Annotated in this window: 12 protein-coding genes; 7 read left to right on the top strand and 5 right to left on the bottom strand. The window is 73.6% G+C overall.

Annotated elements, in window-relative coordinates; genetic code table 11:
* Window positions 1-89 precede the first annotated feature (89 nt).
* Both ACIRF9_RS20395 and ACIRF9_RS20400 read right to left on the bottom strand, forming a co-directional pair.
* Window positions 90-2,417: an NlpC/P60 family protein gene (locus tag ACIRF9_RS20395; protein ID WP_403823819.1), complete on the bottom strand. Its 2,328-nt coding sequence runs from the start codon at window positions 2,415-2,417 to the stop codon at window positions 90-92.
* Between the two features lie 273 nt (window positions 2,418-2,690).
* Window positions 2,691-3,005: a helix-turn-helix transcriptional regulator gene (locus tag ACIRF9_RS20400; RefSeq protein ID WP_403823821.1), complete on the bottom strand. Its 315-nt coding sequence runs from the start codon at window positions 3,003-3,005 to the stop codon at window positions 2,691-2,693.
* A gap of 126 nt (window positions 3,006-3,131) precedes the next feature.
* Here ACIRF9_RS20400 and ACIRF9_RS20405 point away from each other — a divergent pair, with 126 nt between their 5' ends.
* The 5 genes from ACIRF9_RS20405 (at window position 3,132) to ACIRF9_RS20425 (ending at window position 6,842) form a co-directional block, all read left to right on the top strand.
* Window positions 3,132-3,863: an anti-sigma factor antagonist gene (locus ACIRF9_RS20405; protein WP_403823824.1), complete on the top strand. Its 732-nt coding sequence runs from the start codon at window positions 3,132-3,134 to the stop codon at window positions 3,861-3,863.
* A 103-nt stretch (window positions 3,864-3,966) separates the two neighbouring features.
* Window positions 3,967-5,316, top strand: coding sequence for a transaminase (locus ACIRF9_RS20410; RefSeq protein ID WP_403823827.1), 1,350 nt, complete (start codon window positions 3,967-3,969; stop codon window positions 5,314-5,316).
* A 21-nt stretch (window positions 5,317-5,337) separates the two neighbouring features.
* A complete protein-coding gene (locus tag ACIRF9_RS20415) occupies window positions 5,338-5,778 on the top strand; it encodes an Lrp/AsnC family transcriptional regulator (protein ID WP_403823830.1) in 441 nt (146 codons plus the stop codon).
* Window positions 5,779-5,802: 24 nt separating this feature from the next.
* On the top strand, window positions 5,803-6,411 hold the full coding sequence (locus ACIRF9_RS20420; protein WP_403823833.1) for a flavin reductase family protein: 609 nt from the start codon (window positions 5,803-5,805) through the stop codon (window positions 6,409-6,411).
* 74 nt (window positions 6,412-6,485) lie between these two features.
* Window positions 6,486-6,842, top strand: coding sequence for a hypothetical protein (locus ACIRF9_RS20425; RefSeq protein ID WP_403823836.1), 357 nt, complete (start codon window positions 6,486-6,488; stop codon window positions 6,840-6,842).
* Between the two features lie 714 nt (window positions 6,843-7,556).
* On the opposite strand, the gene ACIRF9_RS20430 is transcribed toward ACIRF9_RS20425, so the two are convergent.
* The 3 genes from ACIRF9_RS20430 to ACIRF9_RS20440 all read right to left on the bottom strand — a co-directional run bounded on the left by ACIRF9_RS20430 (window position 7,557) and on the right by ACIRF9_RS20440 (window position 12,739).
* Window positions 7,557-9,143, bottom strand: a complete 1,587-nt coding sequence (locus ACIRF9_RS20430; protein ID WP_403823839.1) for a DHA2 family efflux MFS transporter permease subunit — start codon at window positions 9,141-9,143, stop codon at window positions 7,557-7,559.
* 118 nt (window positions 9,144-9,261) lie between these two features.
* Entirely contained in the window at window positions 9,262-10,218 is a 957-nt protein-coding gene (locus ACIRF9_RS20435; protein WP_403823842.1) for a helix-turn-helix domain-containing protein, read from the bottom strand.
* 244 nt (window positions 10,219-10,462) lie between these two features.
* Window positions 10,463-12,739: an ATP-binding protein gene (locus ACIRF9_RS20440; protein WP_403823845.1), complete on the bottom strand. Its 2,277-nt coding sequence runs from the start codon at window positions 12,737-12,739 to the stop codon at window positions 10,463-10,465.
* A 790-nt stretch (window positions 12,740-13,529) separates the two neighbouring features.
* On the opposite strand from ACIRF9_RS20440, the gene ACIRF9_RS20445 reads away from it, so the two are divergent.
* On the top strand, window positions 13,530-14,891 hold the full coding sequence (locus ACIRF9_RS20445; RefSeq protein ID WP_403824607.1) for a hypothetical protein: 1,362 nt from the start codon (window positions 13,530-13,532) through the stop codon (window positions 14,889-14,891).
* Window positions 14,888-16,315: a VWA domain-containing protein gene (locus ACIRF9_RS20450; protein WP_403823848.1), complete on the top strand. Its 1,428-nt coding sequence runs from the start codon at window positions 14,888-14,890 to the stop codon at window positions 16,313-16,315. The genes ACIRF9_RS20445 and ACIRF9_RS20450 overlap by 4 nt, the downstream gene beginning before the upstream one ends.
* The last annotated feature ends 23 nt before the right edge of the window (window positions 16,316-16,338 follow it).

The following is a 16,338-nucleotide window of genomic DNA, read 5'->3' on the forward strand; positions in this document are numbered from 1 at the left end:
ACCGGACGCCAGTGTGACCGTGCGGACCGGCCCCGCGATGCCCCTCTTTCGGCCACACGCGCCCGGCCGGTGTGGCGCGGATGCTCGCCTCAGGCGGGGCGTACCGCGCCGCGCACCGTGCCCTCGCCGACGGCGACGATCGGTTCCTCGCGGATGCGCGCTCCCGGGCCCGGGGCGTGGATCATCATGGCGCCGTCCGTGCACAGGCCGACGTGGCTGAGGTCGTCGTGGAAGAACACGAGGTCACCGGGGCGGAGTTGGTCGAGGCCGACCCGGGTGAAGGCCTTCGCCTGGTCGATGGCGGACCGCGGCAGGGTCACCCCGGCGGCCCGCCAGGCGGCCTGGGTGAGGCTGGAGCAGTCGTACGACTCCGGTCCCGTGGCACCCGGAAGACAGGGCCGCCCGATCTGCGCACGCGCGAAGGCGAGCGCCTTGTCCGCCTTGCCCAGGTAGGCCGTACCGGTCGCGCTGAAGGTGGCGCCGACGGGAGCCGCGGCCGGGGCGGGCATCGGAGCCGGGGTGGGCGCGGGTGCCGGTGCGGGGGCCGCGAGGATCGGGCCGGTGAGGGCGTCCACGGGTGCGGGGGCCCCCATGACGCCCGTCGCGGGGGCTGCCATGCCCGGCATGGGGGCCGCGACCCCGGCCATGGGAGCCGCGACGCCTGCCATGGGGGCCGCGACGCCTGCCATGGGGGCCGCGCCCACGAGTTCGGGAGCCGGGAAGGCCTGCGCGGGTGCCGTCGGAGCGGCGTCGGGCATGGGGAAGCTGAACTGGCCGCTCGCCGGACCGGCTTGGGGCATCGGCGTGCCGCCGGCGGGCGTGGACCCGTCGGCTGCGGGATACGGGAAGGCGAACGGAGCCTGCGCCCCGCCGAATTCGGCGGCAGGGAAGCCGGCCCCGGCATTCGCGGCTGCGACGACCGGGGTTCCGCCGGGCGGGGTGGAAGGCGCGGCGTCGGGCATGGGGAAGGCGAACGAGCCGGTACCAGGCCCGGCTTGGGGCATCGGGGTGCCGGCCGGGGGTGTGGTCGCGGCGGCGTCGGGCATGGGGAAGGCGAACGACCCGGTGCCAGGCCCGGCTTGGGGCATCGGGGTGCCGGCCGGAGGTGTGGTCGCGGCGGCGCCCGGCATGGGGAAGCTGAACGAACCGGAGGCGGGGCCGGCCTGCGGGGTCGCGGCGTCGGGCATGGGGAAGCTGAACGAGCCGGAGGCGGGGCCGGCCTGCGGGGTCGCGGCGTCGGGCATGGGGAAGCTGAACGAGCCGGAGGCGGGGCCGGCTTGGGGTGCCGGGGCGGCCGTCGGCGTGGCGGTGGCGGCGTCCGGCATGGGGAAGGCGAACGAGCCGGTCGCGGAGCCGGCCTGCGGCGTCGGAGTGCCCGACGCCGGGGTGCCCGACGCCGGGGTGCCGTTCATCGCGTCGAAGTCGGGGAGGATGAACGTGCCGGTCGTGGGGTCGACTTCGGGCATCGGGAAGGCGAACGCGGGCTTCGCGACGCCGAATTCGGACGTCGGGAAGACGGTCGCGGGCTGGGCAGCACCCCCGCGCGTGGAGCCGCCGGCCCCCGGCGTCATGATCTTGAACTCGGGAAGCTGGTCGTTGCCGCCACCACCGGCCTGTGCGGGAGCCTCGGGGGTCGGGGCCGCCTGCCCCTGCCCCTGCCCCGCCCACGCGGCCGCGGCCTGGGTCCGGATCGCCTGCTGCTCCGCGGTGTCGCCGGGCCTCGGCACCGGGGCGGCCGGCGGTCTCATCGGCTGTGCTGCCATGGGCTGTGACACCGCGCCGGGCTGCGGCCCCATCGGCTGCGCCATCACCTGCGTCATGGGCTGCGTCATCGCCTGGCCCATGGGCTGCGCCATGACTTGCCCCATCGGCTGTGTCATCGGCTGCCCCATCGGCGGGGGCGTCATCGAGGGCGCGGGCGACGGCTGTGCCGCCGGCGGGAGGGCCTTGGGCTCCTGCCGGCGCGGCTCGGGCGCCGCGGGTGCCTGCTCGGGCGCCGGGGGCAGCGCGGCGACAGCACGCGCCGTCAGCTCGGGAACCCGCCGCTCGGGTGCCTCCAGTGCGAGGCGTGGTGTGCGCTGCACGCTGTTCTCGAAGGCCTGCTCCAGCTCCTTCGGCACGCGCGGAGCGGACGGGCCGATGGCACGGGCCGGCGTCCGGTCGGCCGGCAGGACCGCTTCCACGGTCGGGCCGATCGAACTGCGTGCCACGTCGAACCACTTGCGGGCCATGGCCTCGGTCGACGGGTCGCCGGAACCGCGCCCACCGCGCGCGAGGGAGACACCGGACCGGCGGTTCGCGTTGGACCTGGCACGCGTCGCGTTGAAGTTCCCGGTGTCGCTCTCGGCCCGGTCGTACAGCGCGTTGACCGCCTGCTGGATCTCCGCCCGGCTCGGCTCGCCGACCTCCGTCGCCATGGAAGACGTACTCCTTCCGTGCTCCGCCGGGCCGTACCGGCCCGCGGATCCGGGCGACCCCCGAGTCGAGGGTGCCCCAAGCTCTGTGCCCTGCCGGGCTGTTGGGCCGCGGGACCCGGCGGGGTTTGCCGGAGCCGTTCGTGCGGTATGGGCGTCAACCTAGCCAACATGTGTGACAGGTGTGAAGATTCAAGCGTTAAATGTCCGATACGTATTCGTGACCTTCGTCTCTCGCTCCCTCGGGCGGGCCCGCAATGACCGGTTCACCACCGTTCATGATCGGCGGGTCGCCTCGTCCTGGGCGAGCAGCGAGAGCAGAGCGGCGACCTGCAGGCCGGCCTCCGCCGGGTGGCGCAGCACCTTGTCCGGCTCGATCCGGTAGACGTTGCCCCGCCCTTCCCGGACGTGCGACAGATAACCGTCCTGTTCCAGGTCGGCGATGATCTTCTGAACCGCGCGTTCCGTCAGCCGGCAGTGTGCGGCGATGTCACGGATCCGGGCACTGTGGTTGTCCGCGATGGCCGCCAGCACGCGTGCGTGGTTGGTCAGAAACGTCCATCCGTTGTGCGACTCGGCAACTCCCTCCATGGATCGATCCTACGGCCGGGCATTCACGTATACAAACACAGGAACTTATTTTCGTGTATTGGTTGACGGGTGACAGGCGGGCGGGCGACTCTGTTGTCACGTGGAAAGTGACCGAGGGAGGCGGTCATGCCGGAGCCTGTGTACGACGTGAATTCCGTCCCGCGGATCGGCGTTCGGCCGGACGGTGACCGTGTCGTCGTGGCCGTACGCGGGGAACTCGACCTCGAATCCGCCGAGCGGCTCGAGCACGCCCTGCGCGCGGCCCTCGGTGCGTCCGTCGGTGGTGTCGACCTGGAGCTCGACGGCGTCGACTTCTGCGACTGTTCCACCCTCAATGTGCTGCTGAGCATGCGTGAGCAGGGTCTGCGACAGGGCAAGACGATCGCCCTGCGCACCCTCGCCCCCGCCGTCGAACGTCTCCTCGCGCTCACCGGCACCCGCCCGCTGTTCGCCGAGCCCGAGCCGACGGACCCGGGCGGGGGCGAGGACGCGGACCCGGAAACCCTGCGGGACCTGCGCGTCGAGGTCGTCCAGCTGCGGCGCGCCATGCAGACCCGGCCGGTGATCGATCTGGCCCGCGGCGTCCTCATGGCCTCCTTCGCCCTGAGCGCCGAGGACGCCTGGCGGGTGCTCGTGGAGGCCTCGCAGCACACCAACACCAAACTGCACCACCTCGCCCAGGACCTGGTGTCCGCCGTCCAGGGCGCCCCGCCGGACGGTTCCGTGCAGGAACAGGTGGGCGCGGCCGTGGCCAGGATCCGGACGGAGACCGCGGTGGGGCCCGCGACGGAGACCGCGCTGGAGACCACTGTGGAGGTCATTGCGGAGGCCGTTGCGGAGAACGCGATGGACGACTGAATCGATCGCGGTGACAATCGATTCGATCGTCAAGCCTTGAGATTCCCGCGTCGGCGACCGTAGATTCATCGCATTCATTCGTCCCTCGGATCCGGGGTGTGCCATGGACCGTGCCCGACTGCGTGATCTCCTGGCCCGCGAGAGCGCGGAGGCCGAGCGGCGCAACCCCCGCTCCCGGGACGCCTACGCCCGCGCCGGGCACCTCTTCGGCCGGGTGCCGATGACCTGGATGAACAAGACGGCCGGCGCCTTCCCCCGGTACCTGGAGTCCGCGCGGGGCGCCCGCGTCCGGGACGTCGACGGGCACGAGTACGTCGACTTCTGTCTCGGCGACACCGGCGCCATGGCGGGTCACTCGCCGGCCGCCGTCGCCGAGGCCGTACAGCACCGCTTCACCACGCTCGGCGGAGCGACCGCGATGCTGCCCACCGAGGACGCCGAATGGGTCGGCGCCGAACTGACCCGCCGCTTCGGCCTGCCCCGCTGGAGCTTCTCGCTCACCGCCACCGACGCCAACCGCTGGGCGATCCGCCTCGCCCGGGCCGTCACCGCACGCCCGAAGATCCTGGTCAACAGCTACTGCTACCACGGCAGCGTCGACGAGTCCCTGATCGTGACCGGCCCCGACGGGCAGGGCACCGCCCGTCCCGGAAACGTCGGCGCCCCCTGCGACGTCACCCTCACCAGCCGGGTCGCCGAGTACAACGACCTGGACCACCTGGAGCGTGAACTCGCCCACGGCGACGTGGCCGCCGTCCTGATGGAACCCGCGCTCACCAACATCGGCATCCTCCTGCCCGAACCCGGCTACCTGGAGGGCGTGCGCGAGCTGACCCGCCGGTACGGCACCCTGCTGATCAACGACGAGACGCACACCTTCTCCGCCGGACCGGGCGGCTGCACCGCCGCCTGGGACCTGGAACCGGACGTGCTGACCATCGGCAAGGCCATCGGCGGCGGCATCCCGGCCGGCGCCTACGGCCTCTCCGCCGACCTCGCCGACCGGCTCCTGGGCCGGGCCGACCTGGACCTCGTCGACATGGGCGGGGTCGGCGGCACCCTCGCGGGCAACGCCCTCTCCGTCGCGGCGACCCGCGCCACCCTCGAACACGTCCTCACCGACGGGGCGTTCGCCCGGATGCACAAGCTGTCCGAGCGCTTCGAGGCGGGCGTCCGCGCCGGCATCGAAGCCCACGCCCTGCCCTGGTCCGTCAGCCGGCTCGGCGCCCGCACCGAGTACCGCTTCACCGACCCGGCCCCCCGCACCGGGACCGAGGCCGCGGCCGCCGGCGACACCGAGCTGGAGGACTTCCTGCACCTCTACCTCGCCAACCGGGGCATCCTCCTCACCCCGTTCCACAACATGGCCCTGATGTGCCCCGACACCAGCGAGCAGGACGTCGACACCCACACCGAACTGTTCGCCGCCGCCCTGGCCGAACTGGCCGGCTGACCACCGGGAAGGGACCCACACGTGGACGAGATCGACCGGGCCATCCTGCGCGAACTGCAGACCGACGGACGTATCGCGTACGCCGACCTCGGCCCCCGGGTCGGTCTGTCCGCCTCCGCCGCCCGCCAGCGTCTGCAACGGCTGCTGGACTCCCGCGCCGTCCAGGTCGTCGGCGTCACCGACCCGATGGCCATGGGCGGCCAGGCCATGGCGCTCCTCGGCATCACCGCGGCCGGCGATCCGCGCCCCGTCGCCGACGCGCTGGCCGCCCACCCCGAGGTGGTGTACTCCGTGCTCACCTCCGGCGGCTTCGACCTGTTCGCCGAGGTGGTCAGCCCCACCGCGAAGGACCTGCTCGACTTCGTCAACGACACCGTGCGGCAGATCGAAGGCGTCAGCGGTGTGCAGTCCTTCCCCTACTTCGCCATCCACACCCACCGGTTCCTGTGGGACGTGGGATGAAGGCGGCGCCGTAGGGTGGCCCGCATGCGCGTTGACCACGACCCCGAGTCCCTGGGCGCGGGCGCCTTCTACCGGCTGCTCACCGCCGTCGTCGTACCCCGGCCGATCGCCTGGGTGTCGACCCTCGCGGCCGACGGCACGACCGCCAACCTCGCACCGCACTCGTTCTTCACCGTCGCCTGCACCGACCCGCCGATCGTGCAGTTCACCTCCGTCGGCCGCAAGGACTCCCTGCGCAACGTCGAGGCCACCGGCGAGTTCGTGGTCAACTTCGCCTCCGAGCCGCTGTTCGAGCAGATCAACGCCAGCGGCACCGACTTCCCCGCGCACGAGGGCGAGTTCGACGCGGTCGGCATCGAGCGGGAGCCCTCGCTGCGGGTGAAGCCGCCGCGTGTGGCCGCCTCGCCCGTGGCGCTGGAGTGCCGACTGCACTCCACTCTCGGCATCGGCAACTCCACACTGGTCCTCGGCCAGGTCGTGCACGCCGCCGTACGCGCGGACGTCGTCGTCGACGGGCACCCCGACATCCGGCGGCTGCGGCCCCTGGCCCGGCTCGGCCGCGACGAATGGGGCACCGTCGGTGAGATCCACGAACTGACCCGGATCGCCTACCGCGACTGGCCGCCGTCCTGACGGTTCCCGATCGGCCGACATCCCGGCCGGTCCGGTCCTATGCTCGGATCATGATGAGGTCTGTGGCGAAATCCGTGACTCAGCATGCCGACAGCGCCGACGGCTCCTGGCGTTCGCTCTGGTCGAAGAACTCGGCCCTGTCGATCGCCTCGGTCGACTCGTTCCTCTCCATCGGCTCCGTCGGCAGTTCCCTGTCCGTCGCCTCGGTCGGCAGTTTCCTGTCCGTGGGATCCGTCGGGTCCGCCGTCTCCTTCGTCTCCGCGGGCTCCTGGCTCAGCTCCGGCTCCGTGCTGTCCGCCTACTCGACCGGCTCGGTGCTGTCCTGGCGTTCCCGTGGCGGAGCCCTCGCGGCCGGTACGGCGGCGGCCACGGTCGCCGGGGCGGCGCTGCTGTACGCGTGCACGGCACGCCGGGGCCGCACCCCTAGCTGACCTCGCGGCGACCTTCGGCCGGACGACCGCGAGGGTCCGCCGTACCGACCGGGCCGCGCACGGCGGTCGGACGGCGGCGTGGTCTTCCGCCCGTCCCGGCCCCGCTTGGTGGTCGGACGGCGCCGAGGGTCTGCGGTACCGGCCCGGCCGCGCATGGCCGTCGGACGGCGGTGAGGGTCTGCGGTACCGGCCCGGCCGCGCATGGTGGTCGGAGGGCGGCGTGGTCTTCCGCGCCGACTGGGCCGGGCACACGGTCGGACGGCCGCGTCCCCGGCCGTATCGGTCCGGCCGCGCATGGCGGTCGGACGGCGGTGAGGGTCTGCGGTATTGGTCCGGCCGCGCATGGTGGTCGGAGGGCGGCGTGGTCTTCCGCGCCGACTGGGGCGGGCACACGGTCGGACGGCCGCGTCCCCGGCCGTATCGGTCCGGCCGCGCATGGCGGTCGGACGGCGGTGAGGGTCTGCGGTATTGGTCCGGCCGCGCATGGTGGTCGGAGGGCGGCGTGGTCTTCCGCGCCGACTGGGGCGGGCACACGGTCGGACGGCCGCGTCCCCGGCCGTATCGGTCCGGCCGCGCATGGCGGTCGCACGGCGGTGAGGTTCTGCCGTATCGGTCCGGCCGCGCAAGGCGATTCAGGTGACCGCGTGGTCTTCCGCACCGGCCGGGCCGGGCACGCGGTCGGACGGCCGTGTGTCCTTCCGCCGTGCACGCCGGTCAGACGGCCGCGTGCCCTTCCGTAGCGGCCCGGCCGCGCACCCCGGTCAGCGCGTACGCCACCGCCGCGGCCGCCAGCATCCCTACGCCTCCGACGACCGCGCAGGTGTGCAGCGCGTCGGTGAAGCCCGCCCCGTAGGCCGCCTGGGCCTGCCCGGTCGTCTCCGGGGAGTCCAGCCGGAGGAACGCGCCGGCCTGGATGCCGACGTGGGACACCACGCCCAGGACCTCGCCCTGGTCGGCGGGGCTCAGACCGGATCCGGCGAGATGAGCGGGCAGGCTGTCCAGGGTGCGCTGGGTGAGGACGACACCGAAGACCGCCGGGCCCAGCGCGCTGCCTATCTGCCGCAGGGCGCTGTTCGCCGCCCCGGCCGTGCCCGCCAGGCGGTGCGGCAGGCTGTCCATGGCGATCGTGGTGATCGGGGCCATGGCCAGCGCGATGCCGATCCCGAGCACCGCGATGACGAGTGCGGCTGCACCCGTGCCCGTGTCGGCCCGGAAGAAGGTCACGCACAGGGCGCCGACGCCCCCGACGACCAGACCGGTCACCAGCAGCAGCCGGGGCGAGTTCCGGTTCATCAGCCGGCCCACCAGCGGGCCCAGGACGACGGTGAACCCGTTCAGCGCCACGAGCCTCAGCCCGATGTCCCACGTCGAGGCGTGGTGGACGAGCCCGAAGTACTCGCTGAGCGCGAAGACCAGACCGACCTGGGCGAACAACGTCACCGCCATGACGAGGGCCGCCCCGGAGAACGCGCGGGAGCGGAACAGCCGCAGGTCGAGCATCGGGCACGGGGAACGCAGCTCCACCAGCACGAACGCCGGCAGCGCGGCCGCCGTCACCAGGAACGCCGTCACCGCTTCGGCCGAGGACCAGCCCTCGCTGCCGCCCTCGATCACGCCGTAGACGAGCCCCGTGATGCCGACGATCGCGAGCAGTTGTCCGGGGATGTCGAGCTGCCGCTCCCGGGTGGACCGGGACTCCGTCAGGACCGCGGCGCCGGCGGCGACGGCGACGGCACCCACGACCAGCGCCGGGAGGAAGATCCACCGCCAGCTCGCCCGCTCCACGATCAGCCCGTTGAACAAGGGCCCGAGGGTCAGGCCGAGTCCCAGCGACGCCGTCCACAGGGCGATCGCCCGGGCCCGTCGGCCGGGATCGGGGCAGACCTCGCTGATCAGGGCGAGCGTGGAGGGCAGCAGCGCGGCCGTGCCAAGGCCGGCGAACGCCTGACCCACACACACCTGGACGACACCGTCGGCGGTCAGACACACCAGACAGCCGAGGCAGAACAGGGCCAGACCGGCGAGGTACGCCTTCTTGCGGCCGTACAGATCACCGAGCATCCCGCAGGTCAACAGTAGGGCGGCGGTCGGCAGGATGAAGGCGTCGGTGATCCACTGGAGCCCGGCGGTGGAGGCACCGAGGGCCTGCTGCATCACCGGCAGCGCGACCGACACGCCGACGACCGGCAGATAGGAGACGAAGACCCCGAGGCAGGCCAGCACGACGGTGGCCGACGCATGGCGGGACGGGGCCGCGGACTGGGGGAAGCGGGGCGAGGCATCGGATACGGCGGTCGGCATGGCACCTGTTCTGTTCGGCTCGAATCTCCGTTGACGTAAGCCATTCCTGATCAGGGAAAGCGCGCTTCGGACCGTATACCGACCGACCTGCCGCCGAGATGCCCTCGGACCCGCAACCTTAGATGAACGAGCCGGAACGCACCCACTCCCGCGGGGAACGTCCGTAGGCCGCGCGGAACACCCGGCTGAAGTGGGCGGGATTGGCGAAACCCCACCGCTGGGCCACGGCCGACACCGTGGGAGCCGCCGTGTCACGACGGGTCAGGTCCCGGGCGCACCGCTCCAGCCGCCGCCGCTGGATCAGCCGCGCCACGGTGACCCCCTCGTCCTCGAACAGCCGGTGCAGATACCGCACGGAGATGTGGTGCGCCGCGGCGATGCTCAGCGGGGACAGCCCGGGATCCGCGAGGTGCCGGTCGATGTGGTCCCGGATGCGGGGCACGAGGTGGTGCCGCGGGGCGGCGGGGGAGAGCGTGTCGGCCGGCGTCCGCTCGTCCACGAGTGTGGCGAACAGGTCGACGACACTGGCGGCCAGCCTGGTCGCGACCGCCGGGGAACACGTCGGGACCGACATGGCGAGCGTGGTCAGGAAGGACGCCAGCAGCGCGCCGGAACCCTCCGTGCCGGCGATGGCGGTGCCGGTCACCCGCCGCAGTTCCTCCTCGGGCAGGCCCACCGCCCGCCGGGGGATGTGCACGACCCGTGTCGAGAAGGGCCGCGGATACTGCAGGACGTACGGGCGTGCCGTGTCGTAGACGACGAGGTCGCCCTCCCCGACGAAGGAGCGCCGGCCGTCCTGGAGGAGCGTGGCCGTGCCGGACGTCTGGACGCCGACGGCCACGTGATCGGAGTCCGCGCGGGCGATCTGCGCGGGCGTGCGGCTCACGCGCTGCGGGTCGGCCTCGACGGTGGAGATCCGCAGGTACCCCAGGCGCCCGGTGGTGACCCGGCCCGAGAACGGGCCGTCCTCGCGGGCGGTGACGGTCATCGGCACCAGCGCCCTGCCCACCGCGTCCCGCCAGTACGCGAGTCTCTCCCCCTCGGGAACCGCATCCGTCGTCCACACCAGGCTCACCCGGTTCTCCTCTCCTGCCGTACGAGGCACAGGAGAACGCGGAACGGCGGCGGCCCGGTCTCCCCGCCGCCCTCAGCCAAGCAGCGGGTGGTGGCGGTCTCCAGGCAGGAAGGAGGCAGAATCGCGGGCGCCGCCCGCTGTGCGCCGAGGGAACAACTCCGTGCGCTGCGGGACAAGACACGGCTGAACCGCAGCCACGACGATGGGCCGTACGGCGCGGGGAACCTCGCCCGCCGGACGGCCGCTAGTCGGCGTCCCGGCGGGCGAGGGCGTTTCGGGCCTCCGCGACACGCTGCGGGTCGGCGTCCGGGCCGAGGGAGACACAGCGAGCGAAGGCCTCCCGTGCCTCGGCGGACCGTCCGGCGGAGAGCAGGGCCCTGCCCAGACGGATGAGCTGGCGGCTCTCCATGGCCGTGTTGCCGCTCGTCCGCCAGATCGCCACGGCGGCGCTCTGGTGCTCGACCGCGTCCGTCCAGCGTTCCATCAGCGCGTAGCAGGAACCCATGCCCGAGTGCAGCCCGCCCCGCCCGAAGTCGGCGATGTGCCGCTCCAGCCGGTCGTGGACCCGCTCCAGGAACTCCAGCGTGCGCCCGTACACGACAAGGGCCTCCTCGGGCCGCCCCGAGTCCATCAGGACGAGCCCCCGGCCGTGCCGGGCCTGAAGGCTGCCGTGCAGATCGCCGGCGGCCTCGAACAGCGAAGCCGCACGGTCCATGTGCTCGGCGGCCGGCACATGGTCGCCGAGCCGGCGCAGAGCCAGGGCGCGGTAGATGTGGGACCAGGCCTCCTGCCGGGTGTCGCCCGCGCGCCGGGCGGCCGCCAGTGCCTCGGCGGAGCGCTCGAGGCTTTCGTGGGGGCGTCCCTCGCAGGTCAGCAGGGCCCACGCGTGGTAGTTGAGGTGCGTCGCCTCTCCGACCGGATCGTCCAGCGCCCGCGCGCAGCGGGCGGCCGTACCGAAGACCTCGGGCCAGTGCCCCCAGAAGATCCACTGGTCCGAGAACCAGTGCAGCGCCTCCGCCACCTCCACCACCATCGCGTGCTCACCGGCGGCCGCCGCCGCGCGCAGGGCGGCCAGCCAGTTCGCGCCCTCGGCCTGCAGCCACGCCCGGGCGCGGTCCGCGCTCGACAGGTCGACCGTCCCCGCCCAGCCGGCCGTCGGCGCACCGTGGTCCGGCTCGAACCAGCGCCCGGCCACGACCGTGGTCTCCAGCAGCCAGCCGTACAGCGCCGTGCGGGCCTCCTCGGCGTCCCGCGCGCTCTCCTCCGCCTCCAGCCGGGTACGGGCGTACAGCCGCAGCAGGTCGTGCATCCGGTAGCGCTCGCCGTACGCCCCCAGCAAGCCGGTCTCCACCAGCTCCTCCAGGGTGTCCTCGGCGTCGAACAGGGGCTGCCCGGTCAGCCGGGCGGCTCCGGCGGCCCCGGTGTCCGGTCCCGGCACCAGCGCGAGCCGCCGGAACAACCGGGCGGCGGCGGGGGTGAGCTGACGGTACGACAGGTCGAAGGCGGCCGCCACGCGGACATCCCCGGCGGCCAGCGCGTCCAGGCGCCGGTCCTCGGCGGCGAGCCGGTCGGCCAGCCGGCGCACGGTCCAACCGGTGCGGGTGGCCAGCCAGTTGCCCGCCACCCGCAGGGCGAGCGGCAGATGCCCGCACCGCTCGGCGACCTCGGCGACGGAGTCCGGATCGGCCGCGGCGCGCTCGGCGCCGACCAGGGCGGTGAGGAACTCGGCGGCCTCCGCCGGGCTCAGTTCCCCGAGCGGCAGCCGGTGCACGCTCTCCAGCCCGGTCAGCATGCGCCGGCTCGTCACGACCACCATGCCCGCGCCCGCCGCCGGCAGCAGGGGCCGCACCTGGGCCTCGTCGCGCGCGTCGTCGAGCACCAGCAGACAGCGCCGCTCGGCCAGCACCCGCCGGTACAGGGCGGGATGGCCCTCCGGCCCGGCCTGGGCGAGGTCCCGGTCGGCCACCTGGAGGGCCTTGAGCAGCCGGAGCACGAGCTCCGCCGGGCCGGGCGGCTCGTCGTCCGTACCGCACAGGTCGAGGACCAGCTGCCCGTCGGGAAACCGGTCGGCGAGGCCGCGTGCGGCGTGCAGCGCGAGCGTCGTCTTGCCCGCGCCCGGCGGCCCGGACACCGCCACCACCACCGGCTGGACGGCGTCCCGCCGCTCGGCGAGGGCCGCCAGCCGCGTCAACTGCGGCTCCCGGCCCACGAAGTCGTCGATGCCCCGTGGAAACGCCGTGACGCCCACCGGGCTGTACCCCGGAGCGCGCCCCGCCCGGGCGGCCGCGAGCAGCCGCTCCCGCAGTGTCTCGTCCAGCCCCAGACCGTCCGCGAGCGCCGCGACCGTACGCCGCTGCGGAGCCGCCCGCCGCCCCCGCTCCAGGTCCCCGATGCCCCGCACACTCACGCCCGACGCCTCCGCCAGACCCTCGATGGTCTGCGACGCGGCCAGCCGCAACTCCCGCAGCAGCGCCCCGAACGCCGCCCGCTCCCCGCTCAACTCCGCCCTTTCCGCGCGCAATGCCCTGCCCTCGTCCCGGCACGATCACCGGAATTCTAGGAGAGAGCGGGGACCCGCGCGTGCGGAGGGAACTGTCGTCGCAGGTCAGAGGCGTTGTCAGTGGCCGCCTGTACGTTCTTTTGTGTCGCCCCGATCCGGTGCGACAACCCCCCTTGTGCTGCGCCGATTCGGCGTGTGCAGCCGTGTGCCGCAAAGGAGATGGTGAGTGTCGGACCGGGAGAACTGGGAAAGGGCGAGTACGGCCCGGGTGGTGCCGCCCGCCCGACCGCGCAAGCTCGCCAAGGTCCCCTTCGTCGAACTGGCCGAGGGACGCCTCCAAGGGGTCGTCTCCAGCGGCTCGGACATCGAGCGGGTGTACGTCTCGTCGATCGCGTCCGGCACCCACGCCTTCGCGTGCAGCACCAACAACAACCGGCCCTGCGGCGGCGCGCGCGGCTCGTTCTGCAACCACATCCGCGCCCTGGTCACCGAGGCGGTCCTGCAGTACGGCGCCGAGCGCGTCGCCCGCTACCTGCGCGTCGAGCCGGCGGGCGGCGAGCCCGACGCCGCCGCCCTCACCGCCGCGATGACCGCAGCCCGCCCGCCGCAGGCGGAAGGCAAGGCGGCCGCCGCGCCCGTCTTCAGCCGGTTCCTGCGCCACCTCGCCTATCTCGAACAGGCCCCGGTCACCGCCCCGTTGCCGGAAATGCAGTGGTTCCCGCCGACCCGCGGCGAGACGCCCGGCGCGCTCACCTCCGGCGCGGGGGAGAACACCGGCGCCGGGGAGCACACCCGCGCGCTCACCGCACCCGTGGAAGGACTGGACGAGGCCCTGGCCGCGGTCGACGCCTTCGACCGCTGTCTCGTCGCGGGCCTGCTGCGCCCCCGGGCCGACCGGGCCGGTGACCTGGCGGACCTCGCCCGCGCCGTCGCCGGCAGCCCGCCGGCCGCCCGGGTCGCCGAGGCCGCCGAGAAGGCCGCGGCGGGAACCGCGAGCGAGGACCACTTCCTCGCCCTGGCCGCCGCCCGCACCGCCCTCCTCGGCGCCGTCCACGACGCGCTCACGGCCCGCGCCGACGACTCCACCGGCCGCACCCGCACCGCCGACACCTCGCAGGACATGGGGGACCGGCAGCAGGCCAACCTGCTCGCCGCCGCCCGCACCTGGCTCGCGGACCTCGCCCGCGCCGGCTGGCAGGGCATCGACCACGACCTCGTCGGCGGCGCCGCCCAGATCGTCTCCGCGATGCTGCCCCGGCCCGAACTGCGCCGCCTGGCCACCCTGCTCGACGGATTCGCCGCCGAACTCGCCGCCTCCTGCCCCGGATCCGCCCTGGAGCGGTTCCCGGCCCGCCGCTGGGGCGACCTGTGGGCGCACGCCCTGCTGCTCACGCAGTCCGGAGCCGCCGACCCGGGCGCCGCCGGCACCGCCACCGGCCGGCTGCTGCCGCTCGGCGTCGACCTGCACGAACACGCGACCGCCGCCCAGGCCCAGGTCCACGCCGTGTTCGAACCCGACGACGGCACCCCGCCCCGGCTGGTCCGCGCGAGCGTCTCGGTGCCCAAGCCGGACACCGTCGTCGCGGCCGGCGTCTGGCAGCTGCTGCGGCCCCATCTGTCGCTGCTCGCGGCCTTCGGCGAAGGCCGGGCGATGCACCTGGACGCCATGCCCCTCACCGCCGAGGGCGACCTCGTCTGGGACGAGTCCCTGGCCCGCCCGGGCGACCCGGCCGACCCCTTCGCCACCGCCCGCGTCGCCCTCCCCACCGCCGCAGCGGCGCCGACGGCACCTCTGGACCGCCACCCCGCGCGCCTCGCCGAACCGGTGTTCCTGGAGGGCTACACCACCCGGCGGGACGGCGACACCCTCGTCCTCACCGCCGCCGGGGACGACCTCGCCGTCGACACCGACCGCATCCCGGTAGCCGGCCCCCTCACCCCCGAGGCCGTCGAGGCCTCCGGTGCCTGCATCGGCCTGCTCCGCTGGGACGACGGCGCGTTCCGCCTCCAGCCGCTCGCCGTCGAGACCACCGTCCGCAGGAAGACCGTCGCCCTCCACGCGGGTGCCTGGGCCGGCGGCACCACCGACAAGACGGGCGTCAGGGCCGAGAAGGCCGCCACCGACGCCGTCACCGTCCTGCGGGAGCGAGCGGGAAGGCTGCTGCGCAAATGAACGACCCGACGCCCGCACCGACTCCGCACGACAACCGCCGGCAGGTCCTGTACTGGCGGCTCCTCGCCCGCCTCTTCGACCCCGAGGAGCAGGCCGCCCTGGAATCGGCGAGCCTCGCCGTCGTCGAGGACATCGGCCTGCCGCCCGCCCTGCTGGACCCGCAGGCCTCCGTCGACTCGATCGTGCAGCGCCATCCGGAGCTGGCGGGGGAGTTCGACGGGCTGATGGTGCCCGACACCGCGGAGGACGACTCCGGCGACACCGAGGCCCGCGACCGGGCCGCGGAGGTGCGCCGCGCGGCCCTGGTGTCCAAGGTGCTGCTCAACGTCTTCGCCACCGGCAGCGGAGCCGTCAGCGCCGGTCAGTTGTCCCGGTGGCAGTCCGACGCCGGCTGGCTGGAGCGCGCCCTCGGCTGCTCGCCCGGCGACCTGCGCGGAGGGCGCGGCGCGGGCGGCCCCGGCGCCGGCGGCCCCGGCGTCAGCCCGACCGGCACCGGCGGCAACGGCACCAGCCCCGACCTCAGCCGGCTGATCCCGGCGATCGGACCCGAACTCGGCTCCCTGGAGGCCGACCTCGTCCAGCGCATGCGCCTGCGCGAGGTGCTCGCCGACCCGCAGCTGGCCTCCCGGCTCACCCCGAGCATGTCGCTCATCGAGCAGTTGCTGCGCGACAAGAACAATCTCTCGGGCGTGGCCCTGGCCAACGCGAAGTCCCTGATCCGCCGCTTCGTCGACGAGGTCGCCCAAGTCCTGCGCACCCAGGTCGAGAAGGCCACCGTCGGCGAGATCGACCGCTCGATCCCGCCCAAGCGCGTCTTCCGCAACCTCGACCTCGACCGCACCATCTGGAAGAACCTCACCAACTACAGCCCCGAAGAGGAACGGCTCTACGTCGACCGCCTCTACTACCGGCACACCGCCCGCAAGACGACCCCGCAGCGGCTGATCGTCGTCGTCGACCAGTCGGGCTCGATGGTCGACTCCATGGTCAACTGCACCATCCTGGCGTCGATCTTCGCCGGGCTGCCGAAGGTGGACGTCCACCTCGTCGCGTACGACACCCGGGCGCTCGACCTCACCCCGTGGGTGCACGACCCCTTCGAGACGCTGCTGCGCACCCAGCTCGGCGGCGGCACGGACGGCACGGTCGCCATGGCCCTGGCCCAGCCGAAGATCGCCGAGCCGCGCAACACCGTCGTGGTGTGGATCTCCGACTTCTACGAGTGGCACCACCAGTCCCTGTTCGACAGCATGGCCGCCCTCCACCGCTCCGGGGTCAAGTTCATCCCCGTCGGCTCGGTCACCAGCTCCGGGCGCGGCAGCGTCAACCCGTGGTTCCGGGAGCGCTTCAAGGACCAGGGCACACCGGTGATCTCCGGCCACATCCGCAAGCTCGTCCACGAGCTCAAGACGTTCCTCGCCTGATACCCCCCATTCTGAGAAAGGCA

Source organism: Streptomyces sp. NPDC096132 (assembly GCF_044763345.1).
GTDB lineage: Bacteria > Actinomycetota > Actinomycetes > Streptomycetales > Streptomycetaceae > Streptomyces.

Bases quoted from the DNA above. Each gene is read 5' to 3' on its own strand.
- ACIRF9_RS20450 (WP_403823848.1), top strand. From the start codon at position 14,888: ATGAACGACCCGACGCCCGCACCGACTCCGCACGACAACCGCCGGCAG.
- ACIRF9_RS20420 (WP_403823833.1), top strand. From the start codon at position 5,803: ATGCGCGTTGACCACGACCCCGAGTCCCTGGGCGCGGGCGCCTTCTAC.
- ACIRF9_RS20430 (WP_403823839.1), bottom strand. From the start codon at position 9,143: ATGCCGACCGCCGTATCCGATGCCTCGCCCCGCTTCCCCCAGTCCGCG.
- ACIRF9_RS20395 (WP_403823819.1), bottom strand. From the start codon at position 2,417: ATGGCGACGGAGGTCGGCGAGCCGAGCCGGGCGGAGATCCAGCAGGCG.
- ACIRF9_RS20400 (WP_403823821.1), bottom strand. From the start codon at position 3,005: ATGGAGGGAGTTGCCGAGTCGCACAACGGATGGACGTTTCTGACCAAC.
- ACIRF9_RS20410 (WP_403823827.1), top strand. From the start codon at position 3,967: ATGGACCGTGCCCGACTGCGTGATCTCCTGGCCCGCGAGAGCGCGGAG.
- ACIRF9_RS20405 (WP_403823824.1), top strand. From the start codon at position 3,132: ATGCCGGAGCCTGTGTACGACGTGAATTCCGTCCCGCGGATCGGCGTT.